The following is an 18,335-nucleotide window of genomic DNA, read 5'->3' as shown; positions in this document are numbered from 1 at the left end:
CCTACTCTTTCTTGCGGCCGGTGTCCCCTTCCAGGGTAATGTGGGAGAACGCGGCCGTATTGTAATTGACGATCCGGCTCGAGTTCTTCGCGGCATCCACCGCGAATCCGACATAGACCGTGCGGCCCATGGGAATACGGCTCGCCCCGACCTCGGTCCACTGCACCCCGTCCGGCGAGGCATAGCCGGTGATGGTGTCGCCGCTGCGTACAATCTTCATCCAATACGGAACCGCGGTTCCCTTCAGCGCAGGCAGTCCGTGATCCTCCGGAAAGTCGTTCTCCCCCGGCGCCGCGATCGGCTCGCCCTTCTGGGTCCGCGTAGAGAAGAATACGGCGAACGGAGTGCCTTCATCCGCTTTGACCACAGAGGAGCTGATGACAGCCGCCGCCGCATCCGGCGCCAGGCTGTCGCGGATCATCAGGCCGGACAAGGCGTTGTTGTCCACCTTCGTGAGCGAATCGAGCCTCGCCGTCAGGACGGCATCGCCCTTGATCTCCCGGTAGGCGAACTGGAACGCATCGGCTGTGCCGCTGATCCGCCCGGCCCCTTTGACCGTCAATCCTTCGGAAGTGACAGCTGCGTTCCCCTTGATGCCCACCTTCCCGATATCCTTGGAGCTCCACTCCCCGGACTGCTTCATCGTGTTGACATGCACCGGCATGGATGTCGTCTGCGTGGCATTGCCGGCGCGGTCGATCGCCTTCGCCGAGACATACCAGGTGCCGTCCGGCACATCCTTCCATGTATAGTCGAAGGAGCCTCCGGTCGATTCGCCAATTCTCACGTCATTGCGGTAATATTCGACTTTGGCTATATTCCGCTTATCCTTCAGCCGCACATTCAGCTTGATGGAGGAACCGGCCTTATGGATACTGTTCCCCTCCGGAGACTGCAGCGACACTTCCGGATTGGCAGGCGCCGCATTCATGTCCACCAGCGAATGCAAGTAGAGCTCCAGGTTCGAGTAGCCCGACCCTGTAATCCGCCTGCCGTCCGCCGCATCGGCCGCATCCAGGCCCTGCTTCCGTTCCCACGTGTCCGGCATGCCGTCGTGATCCGTATCGGCCGGAGCCGGCAGGGACTTCAGCTCGGGGAATCCGCCGGCTTCCCACTCGTTATTGATGAGACGGCCGGTGCCCTCCTTCACATCATTCACGATTCGGGCATCGACCGCATCTCGGCGCGGATACGTCGCTCCCGCCTTATTCAGCACCTCGCGGTAAGCCTGTCCGGCAGGCTTGATACCGAGCGAATCATGTCCGGCGACCGGATACGCGGTATCCGAGAACTCCGTCCCGCTTTTGACCTCCTCGGTCCCTAGCGTATTGTCCGCCGAGACCGCCGCATTGCCGTGCATCACATTGCCGGAGATATGGAACCGGCTCAGCTTCCCGTCCTGCCCCGGGCTGACGATCCGCTTCAGCACATTCGCATAGGTGGACGGGCCCGGCTTATAGTAGTTATTGATGATATTGTTATCCTGGTCATTCCCCCCGTAAGTGGAGTTGAATCCCCAGTTGTAGATCACATTGTTGACCAGATCCGTGCTGCCGACCGGATACACGGTGTTGCCCCCATTACCGAGCGCCGGCGCCCGGCTGACATGGCTTGCGATCAGATTGTTCGAGAACGTGGCGTTGCCCCCGCCCCAGATCCCGCCGTAGCCGTGCCTTCCCTTCACATGCCCGGAGAGCAGCATGCTCTCGCTGACGATACTCCACTGCAGCGTCGTATCGGCATTGCGGTACAAGGACAAGGTCTCATCCACCGACCAGCTCGCCGAGATGTGGTCGATGATCGCATTCTTCACGTCACGGCCGCCGAAGGCATCCGGCTCGGCATCGATATGCGCGCTGCCCGGTCTGAACCGCATGTAACGCAGGATGAGGTTCTCCGAGCCGGAGATATCCGTGCCGTAGCCCGCCACGGCAATCCCGTCGCCCGGCGCGGTCTGTCCGGCGATCGTCAGGTTCTTCGCCTTGATCTTCAGCGGCTGCTTCAGATGGATCGTGCCCGACAGCCGGAAGACGACCGTCCGGTCCCCCTGGCTGACCGCATCCCTCAGCGAGCCGGCGAGGGGCGCTTCCCCGATGCCATAGTCCTCCAGCGTGGTTACTTCGTATACCTCGTCTCCGCGTCCCCCGCTGGCGTACATCCCGCCGCCTTCCGCACCGGGGAACGCCAGCACGTTCACCGGTGCCGATGTCTCTGCGCTCGCGATGCCACTGGCCGGCAGGCCTCCGCCCGCCGCACCCGTCACGGCCAAGGATGCGGCTACCACGCCGATCCACTTGCTTCTGATCTTGTTCATCATTGATCTCCTCCTGTATCGTAACCCAATGGACTTCCTGTGTTCCGTGCAGCTCCCCTCCTTGTGCCGCCTGCCCATCATTATTGCCCTCCCCGCCATGTAAAGATATAACCCCGAGATAACCGCTTGGTCCTTTGTCCCGCTACCGGCTGGCCGGTGCCCGCCGCCCCTCTCCTTCCTAGCCCCCAGGCAACCTATTGTGCCGCAGACAACCAGCGGGGGGAGCAGGGGTAGGCTGCCTCATGCTGCACCAGGGTAGTTATGCCGCCGCACTTTCTAAAGCTGGGGAGGGCGGCAGAGATCCTCCACATCTACGACTCGCCCAACGCAAAAAAGGCGGCCCCCGTCAAAACGGGTGAAACCGCCGCCTAATGACTTTGCACGCTAGAATTCTCTCCTGCCTGCTTGAAGCCCCGCCTACCGGCATCTGCAATAACCAGTGCATCCTTTGGATCACTCTTTGGTGTTCTTGAACCACTGATTGTCGCGCCCTTTTGGGGAGCACGTATGGGAGAATAACTCTTTTTGGTTTGTGGCACCAGCCTCTTTTTTTATCAGCTACGTTCAAGGATCTCATTTTTTCAGCTGCAGTAACGCAAGCGCAACAAAGGCAGACGATCGAGCGCAGTCTACCTTCATGCCAATTAATAAATTGTCGGTACCATTCCTCCGTCCATGCGGATCGGCGATCCTTTGAAGGCGGAGGCCATCGGGCTGCAGACGAAAGCAGCCAAGCGGCCGATTTCCGCTGGTCTGATAAACCGTTGGATTTCGGATTGGGGAAGGTTCTTCGTCATAAAATCTTTCTCTTTAGCCTCGAAGGTCATCTCTTCGTCCGAATAAATGCTCTCAATGATCTGCTGCACGTTTTCAGAGAGTGTCGGTCCCGGCAGGATCGTGTTCACAGTAACCTCGGTGCCGCGGGTCAGCTTCGACAAACTCTTCGACAACGACAGCAGCATGGATTTGGTCACTGCGTAATGAGGCATCTGTCCGGAAGGCATGACGGCTTCCTCGCTCGCGATAAAGAGAATGCGACCGTATTCGCGGCACAGCATGGAAGGCAAATAAAATTTGGTTAAGCCGTTGGCAACGAGAACGTTTGTGCGAAAATATTTCTCCCATACGGCATCGTCCACGTCGTCATAGGACATGATTTCGTAGATGCCCATGTTGTTGACTAGCATATCGACGTAAGGGAACTTCGCGAGTAAAGCTTCTCTTTGCCGCGTATCGACGAGATCGGCCGTTGCGTTCCGAGGTTCCGTCTCCGGGAAGGAGGCTTGGATCTCCGCCACCGTTCTCTCCACGTCTTCGTTGTTCCGACCATTTATAAGTACATGAACGCCTTCTCTGGCGAGCTCGATAGCAATCGCTTTGCCGATGCCTCTGGTTGATCCCGTTACTAAAGCCGTCTTATTCTTTAATCCCATATCCATCTATCTGCACTCCTTATACTTTAGATAGGGATAATGATACTTCGTTTCGCCTAATCAGTAACTAGCGCGGAACGACAATACCCTTGCACGGCGCGCCAATTGGCGGGAGTCTCCCCTTCCCAGGAGCGGAAAGCGCGATAGAACGAATTCTGGTCCTCATAGCCGACGAGAAAAGCGACCTCTTTGATCTCCAGCGACGGGTCTGCCAAGTAAGCAAGGGCCTGCTCGTGCCTGGTTTGCGAGAGCAGCTGCTTAAAGCTTGTCCCTTCGTCCGTCAAGCGGCGTTGTAAGGTACGATCGCTCATCCCCAGCTCGCCGGCTATGGTTTTAATGTCCATTCTCCCTCGCGTCAGGCATCTCGACAGAATCCATTTGACCTTGTCTCTAATCGTACACATGCTCTGGTGTTTATCTAGCATACGGTCCAATGCAGGAGTCAGAATGGCAAGAAGCTCTTCGTTGTACGAAGCGAAGGGACAGTCCAGATCGGCGCGATTCAGCGTTAACCGATTGCGGTCCGCTCCTGTTCGAACGCGACAGCCGAAGTAACTTTCAAGGGCTTGGACATTGCCCATGGATGGGACGAATTCCGCGGAGAGGGCCGTCAGATGACGGCCGGTTCCCCGGCGACCGAGCTCTAGCAGGTAAGCAAACGTAATGCCGATGAGCACCGGGGGTCCGGGTTGCTCGGCATGCTGCCACTCCAATTCAATGTCGCATTGCCCGCCTTCTTCTCCAATGCGCAAGCTTTCCGGAGGGCACAGTTGCTTATAGCGCACCATTCGATGGAGAGCGTCCCGGTAGTCGAGAGCGTGGAAGGTCGCCAAGGCGGCCGGCGGATATTTCGCGGTATGGAATGCGGTCGCGAGCTTGACGAGTCCCACGGCGGGGTCTCCGACCAGTTCGGAATAGGCCTGCCAGATCGCGTAATAATGGGTGGTCGAGACGAACGTCTCATGAATGACGGTTAGCGGCAGTTTGGCATGGCGTGCTACGTCCTGAGGGGCTATTCCTAATTCGCGTACAGTGGTCCAGAAGCCTGGCGCGAACTTGATGCGGTGTGCGAAAGGAGCAGGCATGGTTGTCGACCTCCAAGCGGATATCCAATGACAAATGGTCCACGGGTTCCGTGGACCATAGATTCTTCCGATTATAGCTTAACCGTCGAGCAGCGTCATCTGTTCTTTCATGTACCGCGTGCCGTGAACGATATTCTTGGGGGTGACCTGATTCTCGCCTGTTTATCCCCGTTTTGCCGATAACCTATTCATACCATTGCTATTGATCCTAGGATTGGCACTCATTCTGTATGACTTGTTTCAGAAAAAATAGCCCTGCTCCTCCCGCAGCAGCCTACCCGGCGGCCGTCCCCGGCAGAGGTTCCTCTCCGCCAGACTTCAGCTTGAACCTCGGCATAGCCAGCCTCACGGTCGTCCCCTCGCCAAGCTCGCTGCGCAGAGAGACGCCGTACCCTCTGCCGAATTGCAGCTTGATCCGCTGGTCCACATTGCGGATGCCGTAGCCGATCCCCTGTCCAGAAGGATCGAGGACGGAATCGATCACCTCCTGCTTCATCCCGAGGCCGTTGTCCCGGATCTCCATCCAGATCGTACTGCCGTCCCCGTACAACCGGATGCCGATCCGGATCTGGTCGTCGTACCACGCGTGCTCCAGCGAGTTCTCGACGAACGGCTGCAAGATGAACTTCACGGTATCGTACTCCAGCAGGGTCTCATCTAACTCATAATCCACGACGATCCGGTCCGCATGCTTGATATTCTGGATATCCACGTACGACCGCAGAATCTGCAGCTCCTTACCGATGGAGGTGATCGTCTCGCCTTTGTTCAGGGTCAGCCGGTAGAACTGGGCCAGGTGGCGGATCACCCGGTGCAGCTTCTCGATCTCGCCCAGCTTCGCCATCCGGGAGATGGAGGAGAACGTATTGTAGAGAAAATGCGGGTTCATCTGGGAATGCAGCACGTTCAGCTCCGCTTCCTTCTTCTCCAGCCGGCCGACGTACACTTCCTCGATCAGCTTCTCGATGGTGGCCGCCATGTCATTGAACGCGGACCCGATCTGGGAGAATTCATCATGCCCCGGAATGTTCATCCGCTTGTCGAAGTTGCCTTCCTTGAACGCATGCAGGGACCCGATAATCTTGTGGAACCGCCTCAGGGCATAGCCCGACAGAATGAGGCTGATGACCGTGAGCACGAGCAGACTGAGCAGACAGATCAGGATCGTCACCGTCCGCACCCCGCGGGAGTTCTCCTGGAAGGACTCGTAAGGAATCCGGGCCACCACCTGTGCCGGCATGCCCGTAATCCTCTGCCGGATCTCGAGATCTTTCTCCCCGGCTGTACCTCCCAAGTTTCCGCCGTCCCTCCCGGTTCCCTCCGTCTGCATATCGTCATCGTCCGCAGAAGAGTACCACATCTCCCCCTTGTCGCCTGCCACGAGCAGGCTGCTGCCCTCCCCGAGACGGGACATATCGGCGGTATAGAAAATATCCTGCAGGCGCACCGTCATCTTGATCAGCCCAATCGGCTGCAGGGTATCGTAATTGATTAAGGGGCGCAGATACGAGATTTGACCGGCGGCGGCGTCTTCTCCGACCTGTCTCCACTCGGCCGTCGTATAGTTGAGATCGAGCGCGCGGTACCAATCTTCTCCGGAGATCCGCTCCGTGTGGTAGATCGAGTACTGGCGGCCCCCTCCGCTGTTCGACTCCGGCGTATTGTAATAGAATTCCCCGATATGCGTATTATCGAGATACAAGGAGAGATGCACATTCGGATCCGGCAGGCTCGCCGCCGATTCCAGCCGGGGCATAATGTACTGCGTGGTGATCGAATATTTCTCGAAGGGGAGAAAATAGCCGGACAAGTACCTCGACAGCGTCTGGTCGGCGAAGATCTCCTCCGATCCCCGGACAATATTCGCCAGCCGGCCGTTGATGCCCCCGGCAATCTGCTCCACCGCGAATTCCATATTGTTGCGGGTGTGCTCGCTGATGGAACGCACCGAAGATACGTAGGAATAGCTGCCGATGCCGATCACCGGAACAAGCACCAAGAGGAGGTAAGACAGAAGCAATTTGTAACGGAGCGGCACATACCGCACCCTGCCGTGCTGCTGCATGGGATCAACTCTGCTTTCGATAATCTCCCGGCGTCAAGCCGAAGCGCTCGCGGAACTGCCGGCTGAAGTAGGCCAGGGACTTATACCCTACGTGTTCCGCTATCTCATAAATTTTATGCCTCGGATCCCTCAGCATGTTCTTCGCCTTCTCCATGCGGAGCTTCACGAGATACTCGTTGAAGCTCTCGCCCGTATGCTCCCGGAACAAGTACCCGAGATGATTGGGCGAGTACGAGAACTGGTTCGCGACTTCTTTCAAGGTAAGATCCTCGGACAGACTTGCCTGCACATACTGCTCAATCTGCTCGATGAGCCTGCGGTTCTTCCCGTTCTTGCGCAGGAACAAGATCTCGGCGATCTCGAACAGCGTCCGCCGGAACCAGGACTTGATATCCTCGATCGTCTCGAATCGCAGGATGAGCTCCAGATGCTCCATCCGCCAGCCGAGCAGGCTCGCGAACGATTCGTTCAGCGTATGGAGATACGTCTCCAGCTTGGTCGCAATATGGATGGAGAAGCTGCGTACCTTGACGGGGTTCTCGAAGGTGCCGACGACATCGAACAGATCGTCGACGCAGTCGCAGATCGCCACGAGCCCATAGCTCGTCATCGCCGCGAAGGTCGCATCGAGCACGGCCTGCAGATCCTTCGCCTCCTCCGCCATGTTCACCCGGCCGGAGTCCGGCAGAATCACCCGGTTCTTGCCGAGGAACATCTTGAGCGCGATCCGCTCCTTCGCCTGCCGGAAGGAATCCGCGGTCTCCTCTGGAAAGGCCGCGACGCTCCCGCAGCTGACCGTGACCGTCCCCTCTCCCCTCCCGCTGACCGCTTCGCACAACCGCTGCAGCCCCTCGGCCGGCGTGCCGTCCGCGGTATACAGCAGGCCGATCTGCGACTCCGACAGCTCGCACCAGGGGCCGAGCCCCTCAGCCTCGATTGTCCTCCCTATGCTGCGGATCATCCGTCCGGTATCCGTCCGCTCACCGCTGCCGGAGGGGCCGTACTTCCACAGCGCGTCGTCGATCTCGATGAGGACCGCCGCTGCCCGCTCTCCCGGTACCGGAAGCGGGCAGCTCTGCAGGAACGAGCGGAGAATGCTACGATCCACCGTCCCTTCGAGCAAATGCTGCAGGAAGCCGTTTTTGATGAACTCGAACGATTCGATCATTCGCGCCGCCTCTTCGGAGCGGCTGGTCTGCGTCCGGTTCAGCTCCGCCGTCACCCGCCGCAGCACATCGACGATCTCTTCGTCGTCCACCGGCTTCAGAATATAGCCGTCCGCCTTAAGGTTCATCGCCTGCTTCGCATACTCGAAGTCCTGATACCCGCTGATGAAGACGGTCTTCAAGGCGGGACTCCTCTCCAGCGCCTTGCGGGAGAGCTCTAGGCCCGAGAGCACCGGCATCTTGATGTCGGTAATGAGAATATCGATCTCGTGATGTTCGATATACTGCAGGGCTGCAAGCGGTTTCTCTTCGCTGCATACGATGCGGATGCCGAGCTCCTCCCAAGGAATCAGCACCCGCATGCCCTCCAGATCGAACGTATCGTTATCTACCAATACAGCCCTGTACATGCTGCCAACACTCCTGTTCCTTGCAATGCCTATACGAAAAAGAAAAAGAAAGGTATAAGTTCATTATACCTTCCCTGTCCAGAGGCCAAAAGCTATAGGCGCCCCTTGCCTCTCCTGCATGCCTCTACGGCTTGCCCTGCAGCTTGGCGATATTCGCCTGCCACTGCTTCGTCTTCCAATCGAGCAGCTTCCCGTAGCCGAGCTTCATCGCTTCCTGATCCGCCTGGCTGATCAGCGCGTTCACCTCTTCGTCGCTCTTCGCGAAGAAGATCTTCGGCACCGTCTGCTTGTAGTGGTCCTTCAGCCGCTGGAGAATGATGCCCTCCTCCGAATTCGGCACCGGATCCAGGTTCGAGAATTCCGTCATGTCCTTCGACGTCTTGAACGATACGTTCGCCTGGCTCTGCGTCGTCCAGTCCTGCGCCGCTTCCGGCAGCAGCTTCTCGCGCTCGCCCTTGGTCGAATCGACATACGCCGTATTGCCGTTCCAGTTGAATTCGCCGATCTTCAGCTCGTCGTATTTCTTCGGATCTCGTTTGATGTACGCCTCACTCGGAATCGGTACCCCGTTCTCCACCTTGTCATAGAAGAGTCCCGGCGGCCCGTAGAACAGGACCTGCTGGCCTTCCGGGCTCGTCGCCCAGTTCATGTAGGAGAAGATCGCTTCGGGGTCCTTCGCCTTCATCGTGATGACGTTGACGTTCCATCCGAGCGTATTGTAGCCGGACGGGAACACTTTGTCCTTGCCCACACCCGCCTTGTGAACCGGCCAGATGACGTCATAGCCGTCCTCGGGATTCTTCGCCTTCAGCCGGTTGTTCGCTTCCCTGCCGATGCCTTCCACGACCGCGTCGTACGCGCCGAAGACGGCGATCTTGCCGGTCTTCAGCTTCTCGAGAATCTGGTCGCGGGTCTGGGTGAACATGTCCTGCGACGTCAGGCCGGCACGGAACCACCGGGAGCTGACGAGCGCCGCGTCGCGGAACGCCTCATCCTGATAGATCGAGGCGAGCTTGCCGTCCTTCGGCACCCCGAACACCTGGCCGGAGCCGGGCGACAGGAAGGCCGGCGTGCGGTCCTCGGCCGCGCCGCTGTACAGCATCCCGAGCATCTGCACATCCGCCCCGTCCCGGATCTCGCCAAAATCCAGCGGCACGACATCCGGATACTTCTCTTTGACGAGCTTCAGGTACGCCTCTACGTCCTCCCACGTCTCCAGCTTCGGGGAGCCAAGCGCTTTGTAGAGCTTCTTCTCGACGAGATAGGCGGCGTTGCCGTTGCCCTTGCCGCCGTTGATATACCAGTTCGGAATCTGGTACAGCTTGCCGTCGGCGCTGCGCAGCATATTCAGGTTCTTCTCGCCGACCGCCTTGGCGAACTCCGGATATTTCGCCAGGTACGGATCGAGCGCGACGAGCTTGCCCGCTTTCTGCAGCCGCTCCACATCCTTGCCCCGGTCGAGCACGACCACGTCCGGCAGATCGCCGGAGACGATCATGGCGTTGAGCTTCTGCGCGGCCGCGCCGTTCGATTGGATCGGCTTCAAGGATACCTTGAGCTGCTCGGTGATCCACTTGCCGTGCGGCCGTTCGGCCCAGGCCGGCGCCGTGTACCAATCGTAATTGACGTAGAGGCTGAAGTCGACCGGCTTCACTCTGGATTGGATGCTGCCGGCTGGCACCGGAGCCGTGCTCTGGGCTGCGGGCTCCTGCACAGGCTTCGCCCCCTCCCCGCTGTCCGAGCAGGCCGGCAGGATCAGGGTGGCTCCCAGCATTCCTGCGGCGAGCAGCTTACCGCCAATGTTTCTTCTCATGTTGTTTTCTCTCATCTTGTTTTCTCTCATGTTGTCTCCCCCTCTTGAACTCTCTTCTGATCCTATTCTTTCAAGGAACCGACCAGGGCGCCTTTGACGAAGTACTTCTGCAGGAACGGATAGATCAGCAGGATCGGCAGCGTCGCGACCATCATCGTGGCCATCTGCAGCGCCTTGACGGTCACCGTATTCTGCACCATGCTTTGCGCATACGAATTGAGGTTCGAGACCAGCGTCGCCGTCGTGCCCGTATTGATGATCTGGACGAGCATCGTCTGCAGCGGAATGAGGCTCTGGTCGTTGATGAACACGGCCGGCGTGAACCAGTCATTCCATAAGCCTACCGCCGTGAAGAGCGACAGGGTGGCGATCACCGGCCCCGAGACCGGCAGGACGATGCGGAAGAAGACCCCGTAATTCGAACAGCCGTCGATGCGGGCCGACTCCTCGAGCCCGTCCGGCAGCTCGGCGAAGAACGTGCGGAAGATGATCATATTGTACACGGAGATCATCCCGTGAACCACGAGAAAGGCGAATGTATCATACAGCCGCATGTGATAGACGAGGACGAAGTAGGGAATGAGCCCTCCGCTGAAATACATGGTCACCACACAGAGAATCATATAGAACTTTTTGAAGACGATCCCCTTCTTCGACAGCCCGTAAGCGAATAAGGCCGTGAAGAACATCGAGAGCGCCGTGCCGATCACCGTGCGCAGGATGGTGATTACGTAGGCGTGGAAAATCTCGTCTTCCTTGAACACGATCCGGTAATTCTCGAGGGTGAATTCCCTCGGCCAGAAGGTCACGCCCCCGAGCGAAGTGTCGCTTCCCGTATTGAACGAGATCACGAGCGAATTCCAGAACGGATAGAACGTGACGAACGACAGCAGCACGAGCAGCGCATAGATCGCACCGCGAAGCGTTTTGTCAACCTTATTGAGCTTCATACCGGCCCTCCCTTCCTTGTCTGATATCGCAGGCTACCATAGGCTGGCCTTGCCAAGCCGCCGGGCGGTGAAGTTCGCGATGAGCAGCAGCAGCACGCTGATCACCGACTTGAAGAGGCCCGCTGCCGTAGCATACGAATACCGCTGGTTGAGAATGCCCATCTGGTATACGTAGGTGTCGAGCACTTCCGCGAAGGGCATCAGAATGCCGTTGTTGAGATTCTGCGTCAAGAGCAGAATGTCCTCGAACCCCGCATTGAGAATGTTCCCCACGCCCAGGATCAGGAAGATCATGATGACCGGGGACAGGCTCGGCAGCGTGATAAGGAACATCTGGCGGAACCGGCCGGCCCCATCCAGCGATGCCGCCTCGTACAAGGCCGGGTCAATGCCCGCGATCGCCGCCAGGTAGACGATCGAGCCGAAGCCGATCTCCTTCCAGACGCCGACGGATACGAGGATGCCCCAGAAGTATTCCGGCACCGACATCCAGTTCACCGGCTGGTCGATCAGCGAGAAGCGCACGAGCAGGTCATTCACCGGCCCGTTATCCACCGCCAGCATCGAGAATACCAGCCCGGATACGACGACCCACGAGATAAAATGCGGGATGTACGTAATCGTCTGGACCACGCGCTTGAACGCCATGTTCCCTACTTCATTAAGCATCAGCGCCAGGATGATCGGAGCGGGGAACCCGACTGCCAGCTTCAAGAGCGAGATGCAGACCGTATTGCGCATGATCAGCCAGAACTCCGGCGACTCGAAGAACATCCGGAAGTGCAGCATGCCCACCCACGGGCTGGCGGAGAATCCCGCGAACAAGTCATATTCCTTGAAGGCGAGCAGCACGCCCCACATCGGAATATAGCTGAAGATAATCAAGAATACGATCGAAGGCAGAATCATCGACTGGTAATCCCACTGCTGTGCGAACCGCCGCCATACCCCCGGCTCCAGGCGCTTCTCCTTGCCCGAAGCATCCGGGGCCGCTCCGGCCAGCCCGCTGCTTCTAGCGGTTTTCATCTCTCATCCCCATCTCTATAAGTTATATCCCTATGGTACCCGAAGGGACTTGCACCAGCTACGACACCGATTAACGATTGTTTGACTTAATCAACGGGAATGGGGACAGGCAGCGTGCAGCCCTCGCGGCACATAAGAAAAACCGTCCGGATGCCCGGACGGTCCTTCCACGTGCCAGTCCATACGTTGGTGCACGGTGAGGGAATGGGTATGGGGCTCCAGCCGCAAGGTGGAAACAAGCTCCACCCCGAAAAAAGTACCGGACCCGGCAGCCTGCTGGCGCCGAGCCCGGTACTCTACGATTCTGATGAAAATTCAATGACGACTATACTCAAGACTTCGTGCCGTATACCTCAAAATCGAAGAGCGAGTAGCCGAACGGCAGCGCGCGGGCCGTGCCCAGCATCCGGACATACCGGCCCTTGCCCGTCACGGTCACATCGTCGACGCCCCCGTCTCCTGCTGCGGTGACGAACACATCCTTGCCGGTCCAGTTGTTCGGATCGTCGGAGATCTGCAGCTTATACCCCTTGGCATAAGCTCCTTCCCAGTTCAGCTTGATGCGGCTCACATTGTACGAAGCGCCGAGATCTACGTAGATCCACTCCGCATCGTTCCATGCCGAGGCCCAGCGGGTGGAGGCGTTCCCGTCAGTCGCCTGGACGGCTGTGTAGCCGTCCTCTGTAGAAGAGGCGACGGTTGTCTTCTTCAGCGCCACATTGGCCGAGGGCTGTGTCGTGCCGCCGCTGTTCGTCATCGGATTCACGGAGACGAGCGACTTGGCGGCGACGGTGGCCGTGCCCGTTACACCGGAGGCGTTCCGGAACGTGACGGTCACCGGAGCATCCGTCGGGTTCCATACCTGCGCCGTGTAGGTGGTGCCCTTCTTATACACAGTGGCCGACGACCAGCCCGTAGCCCAGACATCCTTCGTCCGCTGGCCGAGCGTAGCCATCGAATGAACGAAGTAATACGTATTGAACGCTTCGTTCTGCTGCAGCACGGCCGGATTCCACTTCGCGAGCACCGCCTGCGGATCGCTCAGCGCCTGGACCGGCCAGACGATATGCTGCCAATCCGTCTCGGCTCCGCCGTTATCCTTCACGAAGCCCTGGTACAGCGAGGCTGCCTTGGCTGGGTCGAATCCGTAGCTTGTCAGATACTCGGATGTCGGCAGCCAGTGAATGCCGTAGACATACACCGGGTTTCCGTTGAAGAACGTGCCGAAGAACTGCGACGAGCCGTAGATTTGGCCGACCGACTTGTGCTTGTATTCCGGAATCCAGTTGTCGTTGTCATAGTTGAACCAGTATTGTTCTACGGCCTTGAGCTCGGTGGTGAAGCCCCAGATCGCGGCGTCCCGGTAAGCCGTGTTGCCCTTCAGGATGCTCCACATGTATTGGCCGACCCAGCCGAACAGCGATTCGCCGGCCGCTTCCTGGTTGTTGCCGTTATCCTGGTCGGCATAGCCGCCCGCCCAAGAGTGGCCAGAGTAAGGGTCGAAGCTGCGGAAGAACGGATACTGCGCGTCCGTACGCGAAGGATTCGCATAATCGCGGATGAGCTGCTCCACCATACCGCCGTAGCGGGTCTCGAAGTCTTTGTCATAGGTAGCAAGAACAGCAGAGGAGAAGACAAAGTAGCCGTACGTGAAGTGATGGTCCGTGATGCCCACGTTGGCCCCGAACTCGCTGTTCTTGTAGTACATCGTGCCCCAGTCGTCATTGTAATACAAGAAGTAGTTCGGTTCGCCCTGCGTATACGTATACCAGTCCGTAAGCGCGGTCTTCAGCCGGGCGAGGAACTTCGACTTGTAGCTTGCATCCCCGATCTGATCTGCGATCAGCACGCCCATCGCGAGCGGATGCAGCGTCTTGCCCTGCCAGTAAGCGTCAGCTTTCATGAGCTCCTCGGTCGTATCGGTCGACTGGTCGAGGATCGCCAGCTGATCCAGCAGCTGCTGGCGGTCGTACCCATTCCCGCTCGGCTCCGTGAACTGCGGCACAATGCCGTTGAACCGGTCTGCCGTCTTGAAGCTGTTGCCTTCGCTCACTTTCATCGTCCCCCGGATAGAAGGATAAGTGAGCTCGGTGAGCGGCGTGGACGCAATCTTCCACTGGTGTGGCAGCAGGGCCATCAGCGTCGTGTTCGGGAACCCCGCACGCTTCAAGGCAGTCGTCGCCGTGAAGGTCGTCTCGACAGCCGACGTGGATTCGTCGAATTGGTATCCGACCTTCGTATCCGTGACGAACGCATAGCCGTGCTGATAGTAATAATTCAGCTTATCCGGCGATGGTAGCGCTGCCAAGGATAGGTAGTTCTGGCCGCTCGGAAGCGTGATCTTGATCTTCGGTCCTACCCGCTTGAACACAGTCCCTGCCGGGGCATTCAGCGCATAGTAGCGCTTCACCTGCGCCGGTGTCGGAGCCCCGTTCGTGTTCGTGACTTCGATCCCGATGTGATCGGCCGTCAGGGTAGCGCCGTCCGCGGCCAGTACCGATCCGTTCGCATCATTGAACAGGCGGGTGATCGCAGGCGAGTAGATCTCGGCCGAATTCGGATCGCTGAACTGGGCGTAGATGTACGGCGAGCCCTTGACGAAGGTGACCTTCATCTTGTCTTCCGTGGCAGAGTCGCTGAGCACCGTGTCTACGGAGAAGTCGCCGTAGGAGGTGACGCGGTTCGTCATTGAAGCGGTGTTGATATTGGACGCCATGAGCGACAGGTCGAAGTTCGTGCCGGTCTCGACCGCCTTGCCGTCCGGGGTGATCCACCCGCTGCCCGGCGTCATGATGCCGAGTCCCTGGGACTGGAACTTGGACTTCAGCGGCAGCGTAATGATGCCATTCCCCAGCTTGTTGATGAACAGCGACTGCCACCAGTCGTTGGACGGCAGCGGCTTCTGGATGCTGTCCGACTTATAGTGCGGGAATTTCGGCTGCGGCATCGTGATGTCATTGCGCAGGTAGCTGCCCGAGCCTTCCGTTACGACCGACTTGACCGGCAGCGGCGGAATGGTATGCACCGGCTTCGGATCCCCATTCACATAATCGTATACCTGGAATTCGAAGAGGGAGTACCCGAAGCTCGTCGCTCTGGAGATGCCCTGCATCCGCACATAGCGGCCAGTGGCGTAGACCGGAATGTTCTGCACCCCGCCTTGGCCCTTCAGCTCGCGGTATACCGTCGTCCACTGGTTCCCGTCGGACGATACCTGCAGATCGAAGGCCCGGCCCGCAGCCGCTTCCCAGTCGAGAATGATGCGCCCGATCGTCCGCTGGCTGCCGAGATCGACCTGGTAGTACTCGTTGTCCGTCGGATTCGAGGACCAGCGCGTCTGGCGGTTGCCGTCTACACCGTTCTCCGGCAGCGTCGATCCCGGCGGCAGGTAGTCCGCCTGCTCGTAGGAGGACACCTTCACCGGACGGTTCAGGGCCACGTTCGGTCCGAGCTTCACTGGCGGCGTGTTCACACCCCCGGTTCCGAACACTTCCAGTTCGAGAATCGAGTAGCCGTAATTCGGCAGCGCTCTCTCGGTGCCGAGTACTCTGACGTAGCGTCCGCTGGTGTTCAAGGCGACCTCGTCTACGCCGCCGTCTCCGGCTGTCGTGCTGTACACATCGGTCCAAGTCGACTCATCGTTCGATACCTGCACCTTGTATGCTTTGGCGTAAGCTCCCTCCCAGTGGATGACGACACGGCTGATGGCGGCTACCGCCCCGAGATCCGTGTACAGCCACTGCGGGTCGGCGCCCCATGCGCTGGACCAGCGGGAAGCTTCCGAGCCATCGACGGCGAGGTCCGGCGAATTGCCTCCTTCCACGGAAGACGCGTAGACGGTCCGGTTCTGCGAGAGCAGATACGGTTCGGCCGCCCGGGCGGTCTGCAGGTTCGATAGAGACAAGGGACTGAGTGCGGTGAATAGAGCCAGTGTGGACAGAACGGTGCGCTTCGCCCCGGCTGCTCTCTTGCGGTTGAGCTTCAATTTGTTCTCCTCCTTGATAGGTCTGATCTCTTGCGTGCGGCCTGTCTTGTCGGTAACAGGACACCCCTCCCTTTCGGCTGAGCTAGTATTATCATAAAGCTGCGGCAGAAGATTGAACACGACACCGATCAACGATTGATAGTACTTATTAATGAACTTGGGGCGCGCTCGCGGATGCGGACACTGGACGCGGTGATCAACGAAGCATAGGCGGGTAACCATTCGCTGGGCCGATGCATACCCTACCCCATAACGATCCCTCTTCCGGCTTCAGATTCGGAATATATACTTAGAACGAAGGGCAGGAATTCCACAATGCCTCACGCCACGGTAGATTACGCCTCGCCGTCCGCTCAGTTCTTTTTTGACTTGAGCCATGATTTGTTCTTCAGAAAAGATGCCCGCAACTACATCAACCGGCTGTCGATCAAGGACCTGAACACCTTGGGCGGGGTATCCCTGCTCGATATCTATCTTGATACAGGGAACGTCGTCGAGCCGCACATCCACCAGAACGCTTCCGAGCTGGTCTACTGCATCGCGGGCGCGGCGGTCGTCTCTCTCATCAACCCGTTCACGAACGAGCTGCTGAACTTCCCGATCACCCCCGGACAGGTGGCGAATGTTCCCCAGGGCTGGTGGCACTACGAAGTGGCTTCCACGAATGGCACACGCCTGCTGGCGATCTTCGATTCCTCTGTGCCCGACGCCATCTTCGGCTCGGATATTCTCCGGCTGACGCCGCCCCGCGTCTGGGCCCATACGTACGGCCTGAAGGAGGCCGAGGTCAAAGAAACGCTCGCCCCCCTCACGGGCACAACGGTCATCGGCCCTCCCGTACCGGGCCAGAAGCCGCTGAACGGTCCCCACGGATACGCATCCGCCAGCCCTTACTTGTATACGCAGCCGGCCCAGCCCCCCGCATCTTACGGACCGTATTCCCGGCAGGCTTACTATCATCCGTATCCGTACTAAAGCTTGCCGTATCGCTGGCAGCTGGCGAACCTGCGATGACTGCTCCTACGCCTGGTGGAGCGCGGCCCTGCGGCCCGTCGGGCTGCCAAGCTGACGCGTCCCACCGGGCGCGGCGATTGGCCTTGCACTACGCATGCAAATAAGATCCCAAGGCTAGAGAGCCTTGGGATCTTTTTTGCACGCTTGCTGGATAGGACGCATTCAAAAACTGGGGACAGATCATCTTTAAGAGCAAGTTGCCTCTAGAGAAGTTCTAATATACGATTAATTCTCAAAACTAAGGCATTATAAGCTTTCTCTAATAATTCTTTATAACCCTCGCTTTGACGTGCCCATTCATTAAAATTACTTGAATTAACCGTGTATTTACTTGCTAAATACTGTTCAATAGCCATAATTGACAAACTCACAAAAGAGATAAATTCAGAGAAATCAACATTCGTACCTAATAATTTATTTCTTGTATTTGCAGCTATTATCTTTTCCTCTTCAAGTAACTCTTTCCATTGGTTTGCTTTTTTTATATCTAATTTCATAAAACATTCGATGCCATCAAGATTTAGATTATTTCTCTGACTTAGGGATTTAGTTACCTCAAGTATATATATTTCTAATTTTTGCAATTCTTGTTGAGAAAGATTGTTTATTACAAAAGACAAGTGCTCGTAATATTCATTTACGTTGTATCCATTAGAAAGGTACATAGCAAAAGAATATAGGAACACATCACCTTTTTGTAATAGTATTTTTATAAAATCACTGACACTATCATCATGCATATTGTATAAATGTTGGATTTCTTCTAATTTTGTAAGGATTTCACTATTGCCGCTTGGTCCCAGTTCCTTCACTTTTATACCTCCATAGCGTGATTTGCGGGACTATTATGGTTCCTAAAAAACCGTATACACCCGGTTTCGCCGCTGCACAACAGGTGTGGGAGTTGACCTGACCAGTTAAACCAATCGGGGAAAGCCTCCTATATATCTGCTACCCCGAAAATTACTCTTAGCACAGACCCGAAAATGGCAGCACGAAACTAAGCCCAGCTTTTATGTTTTTTAAAAACTGTGCTTCTTTGGATTTATGTAAAAGCGTTAAGAGGCCTCTGAA

11 protein-coding genes are annotated in these 18,335 nt (G+C 57.5%); 1 reads left to right on the top strand and 10 read right to left on the bottom strand.

From position 1 onward, the window contains the following. Position 1: 1 nt before the first annotated feature. From O9H32_RS02995 to O9H32_RS02955, 9 genes are all read right to left on the bottom strand, one after another. Complete coding sequence (locus O9H32_RS02995) at positions 2-2,314, bottom strand: Ig-like domain-containing protein (protein WP_269864336.1); 2,313 nt, start codon at positions 2,312-2,314, stop codon at positions 2-4. Between the two features lie 644 nt (positions 2,315-2,958). Beyond that, positions 2,959-3,753 carry an SDR family NAD(P)-dependent oxidoreductase gene (locus O9H32_RS02990; RefSeq protein ID WP_269864335.1) on the bottom strand — a complete coding sequence of 265 codons (795 nt, stop codon included), beginning with the start codon at positions 3,751-3,753 and terminating at the stop codon, positions 2,959-2,961. Positions 3,754-3,803: 50 nt separating this feature from the next. Further along, positions 3,804-4,832 carry a helix-turn-helix transcriptional regulator gene (locus O9H32_RS02985; RefSeq protein WP_269864334.1) on the bottom strand — a complete coding sequence of 343 codons (1,029 nt, stop codon included), beginning with the start codon at positions 4,830-4,832 and terminating at the stop codon, positions 3,804-3,806. Positions 4,833-5,106: 274 nt separating this feature from the next. Next, positions 5,107-6,897 (bottom strand): histidine kinase, encoded by a 1,791-nt coding sequence (locus tag O9H32_RS02980; RefSeq protein ID WP_269864333.1) that lies wholly within the window; start codon positions 6,895-6,897, stop codon positions 5,107-5,109. Between the two features lie 4 nt (positions 6,898-6,901). Beyond that, positions 6,902-8,473, bottom strand: coding sequence for a helix-turn-helix domain-containing protein (locus tag O9H32_RS02975; RefSeq protein WP_269864332.1), 1,572 nt, complete (start codon positions 8,471-8,473; stop codon positions 6,902-6,904). Between the two features lie 124 nt (positions 8,474-8,597). Continuing rightward, positions 8,598-10,316: an extracellular solute-binding protein gene (locus O9H32_RS02970; protein WP_269864331.1), complete on the bottom strand. Its 1,719-nt coding sequence runs from the start codon at positions 10,314-10,316 to the stop codon at positions 8,598-8,600. Positions 10,317-10,348: 32 nt separating this feature from the next. After that, positions 10,349-11,236, bottom strand: coding sequence for a carbohydrate ABC transporter permease (locus O9H32_RS02965; RefSeq protein ID WP_269864330.1), 888 nt, complete (start codon positions 11,234-11,236; stop codon positions 10,349-10,351). 33 nt (positions 11,237-11,269) lie between these two features. Next, positions 11,270-12,262 (bottom strand): ABC transporter permease, encoded by a 993-nt coding sequence (locus tag O9H32_RS02960; RefSeq protein ID WP_269864329.1) that lies wholly within the window; start codon positions 12,260-12,262, stop codon positions 11,270-11,272. Between the two features lie 331 nt (positions 12,263-12,593). Beyond that, positions 12,594-16,247: a galactose-binding domain-containing protein gene (locus tag O9H32_RS02955; RefSeq protein ID WP_269864328.1), complete on the bottom strand. Its 3,654-nt coding sequence runs from the start codon at positions 16,245-16,247 to the stop codon at positions 12,594-12,596. A gap of 315 nt (positions 16,248-16,562) precedes the next feature. Here O9H32_RS02955 and O9H32_RS02950 point away from each other — a divergent pair, with 315 nt between their 5' ends. After that, positions 16,563-17,222 (top strand): cupin domain-containing protein, encoded by a 660-nt coding sequence (locus tag O9H32_RS02950; protein ID WP_269864326.1) that lies wholly within the window; start codon positions 16,563-16,565, stop codon positions 17,220-17,222. Between the two features lie 242 nt (positions 17,223-17,464). Here O9H32_RS02950 and O9H32_RS02945 read toward each other — a convergent pair whose 3' ends face one another. Next, entirely contained in the window at positions 17,465-18,073 is a 609-nt protein-coding gene (locus O9H32_RS02945; RefSeq protein ID WP_269864325.1) for a hypothetical protein, read from the bottom strand. Positions 18,074-18,335: the final 262 nt, after the last annotated feature.

It is taken from the genome of Paenibacillus caseinilyticus (assembly GCF_027533645.1).
Taxonomy (GTDB): Bacteria; Bacillota; Bacilli; order Paenibacillales; family NBRC-103111; genus Paenibacillus_G; species Paenibacillus_G caseinilyticus.
Note: the sequence above shows the minus strand (reverse complement) of the source record. Positions and strands in the feature narration are given on the sequence as shown.

Excerpts from the sequence above, each read along its gene's own strand:
- O9H32_RS02995 (WP_269864336.1), bottom strand. The coding sequence starts at position 2,314 with ATGAACAAGATCAGAAGCAAGTGGATCGGCGTGGTAGCCGCATCCTTG.
- O9H32_RS02990 (WP_269864335.1), bottom strand. The coding sequence starts at position 3,753 with ATGGATATGGGATTAAAGAATAAGACGGCTTTAGTAACGGGATCAACC.
- O9H32_RS02985 (WP_269864334.1), bottom strand. The coding sequence starts at position 4,832 with ATGCCTGCTCCTTTCGCACACCGCATCAAGTTCGCGCCAGGCTTCTGG.
- O9H32_RS02980 (WP_269864333.1), bottom strand. The coding sequence starts at position 6,897 with ATGCAGCAGCACGGCAGGGTGCGGTATGTGCCGCTCCGTTACAAATTG.
- O9H32_RS02975 (WP_269864332.1), bottom strand. The coding sequence starts at position 8,473 with ATGTACAGGGCTGTATTGGTAGATAACGATACGTTCGATCTGGAGGGC.
- O9H32_RS02970 (WP_269864331.1), bottom strand. The coding sequence starts at position 10,316 with ATGAGAGAAAACAAGATGAGAGAAAACAACATGAGAAGAAACATTGGC.
- O9H32_RS02965 (WP_269864330.1), bottom strand. The coding sequence starts at position 11,236 with ATGAAGCTCAATAAGGTTGACAAAACGCTTCGCGGTGCGATCTATGCG.
- O9H32_RS02960 (WP_269864329.1), bottom strand. The coding sequence starts at position 12,262 with ATGAAAACCGCTAGAAGCAGCGGGCTGGCCGGAGCGGCCCCGGATGCT.
- O9H32_RS02950 (WP_269864326.1), top strand. The coding sequence starts at position 16,563 with ATGCCTCACGCCACGGTAGATTACGCCTCGCCGTCCGCTCAGTTCTTT.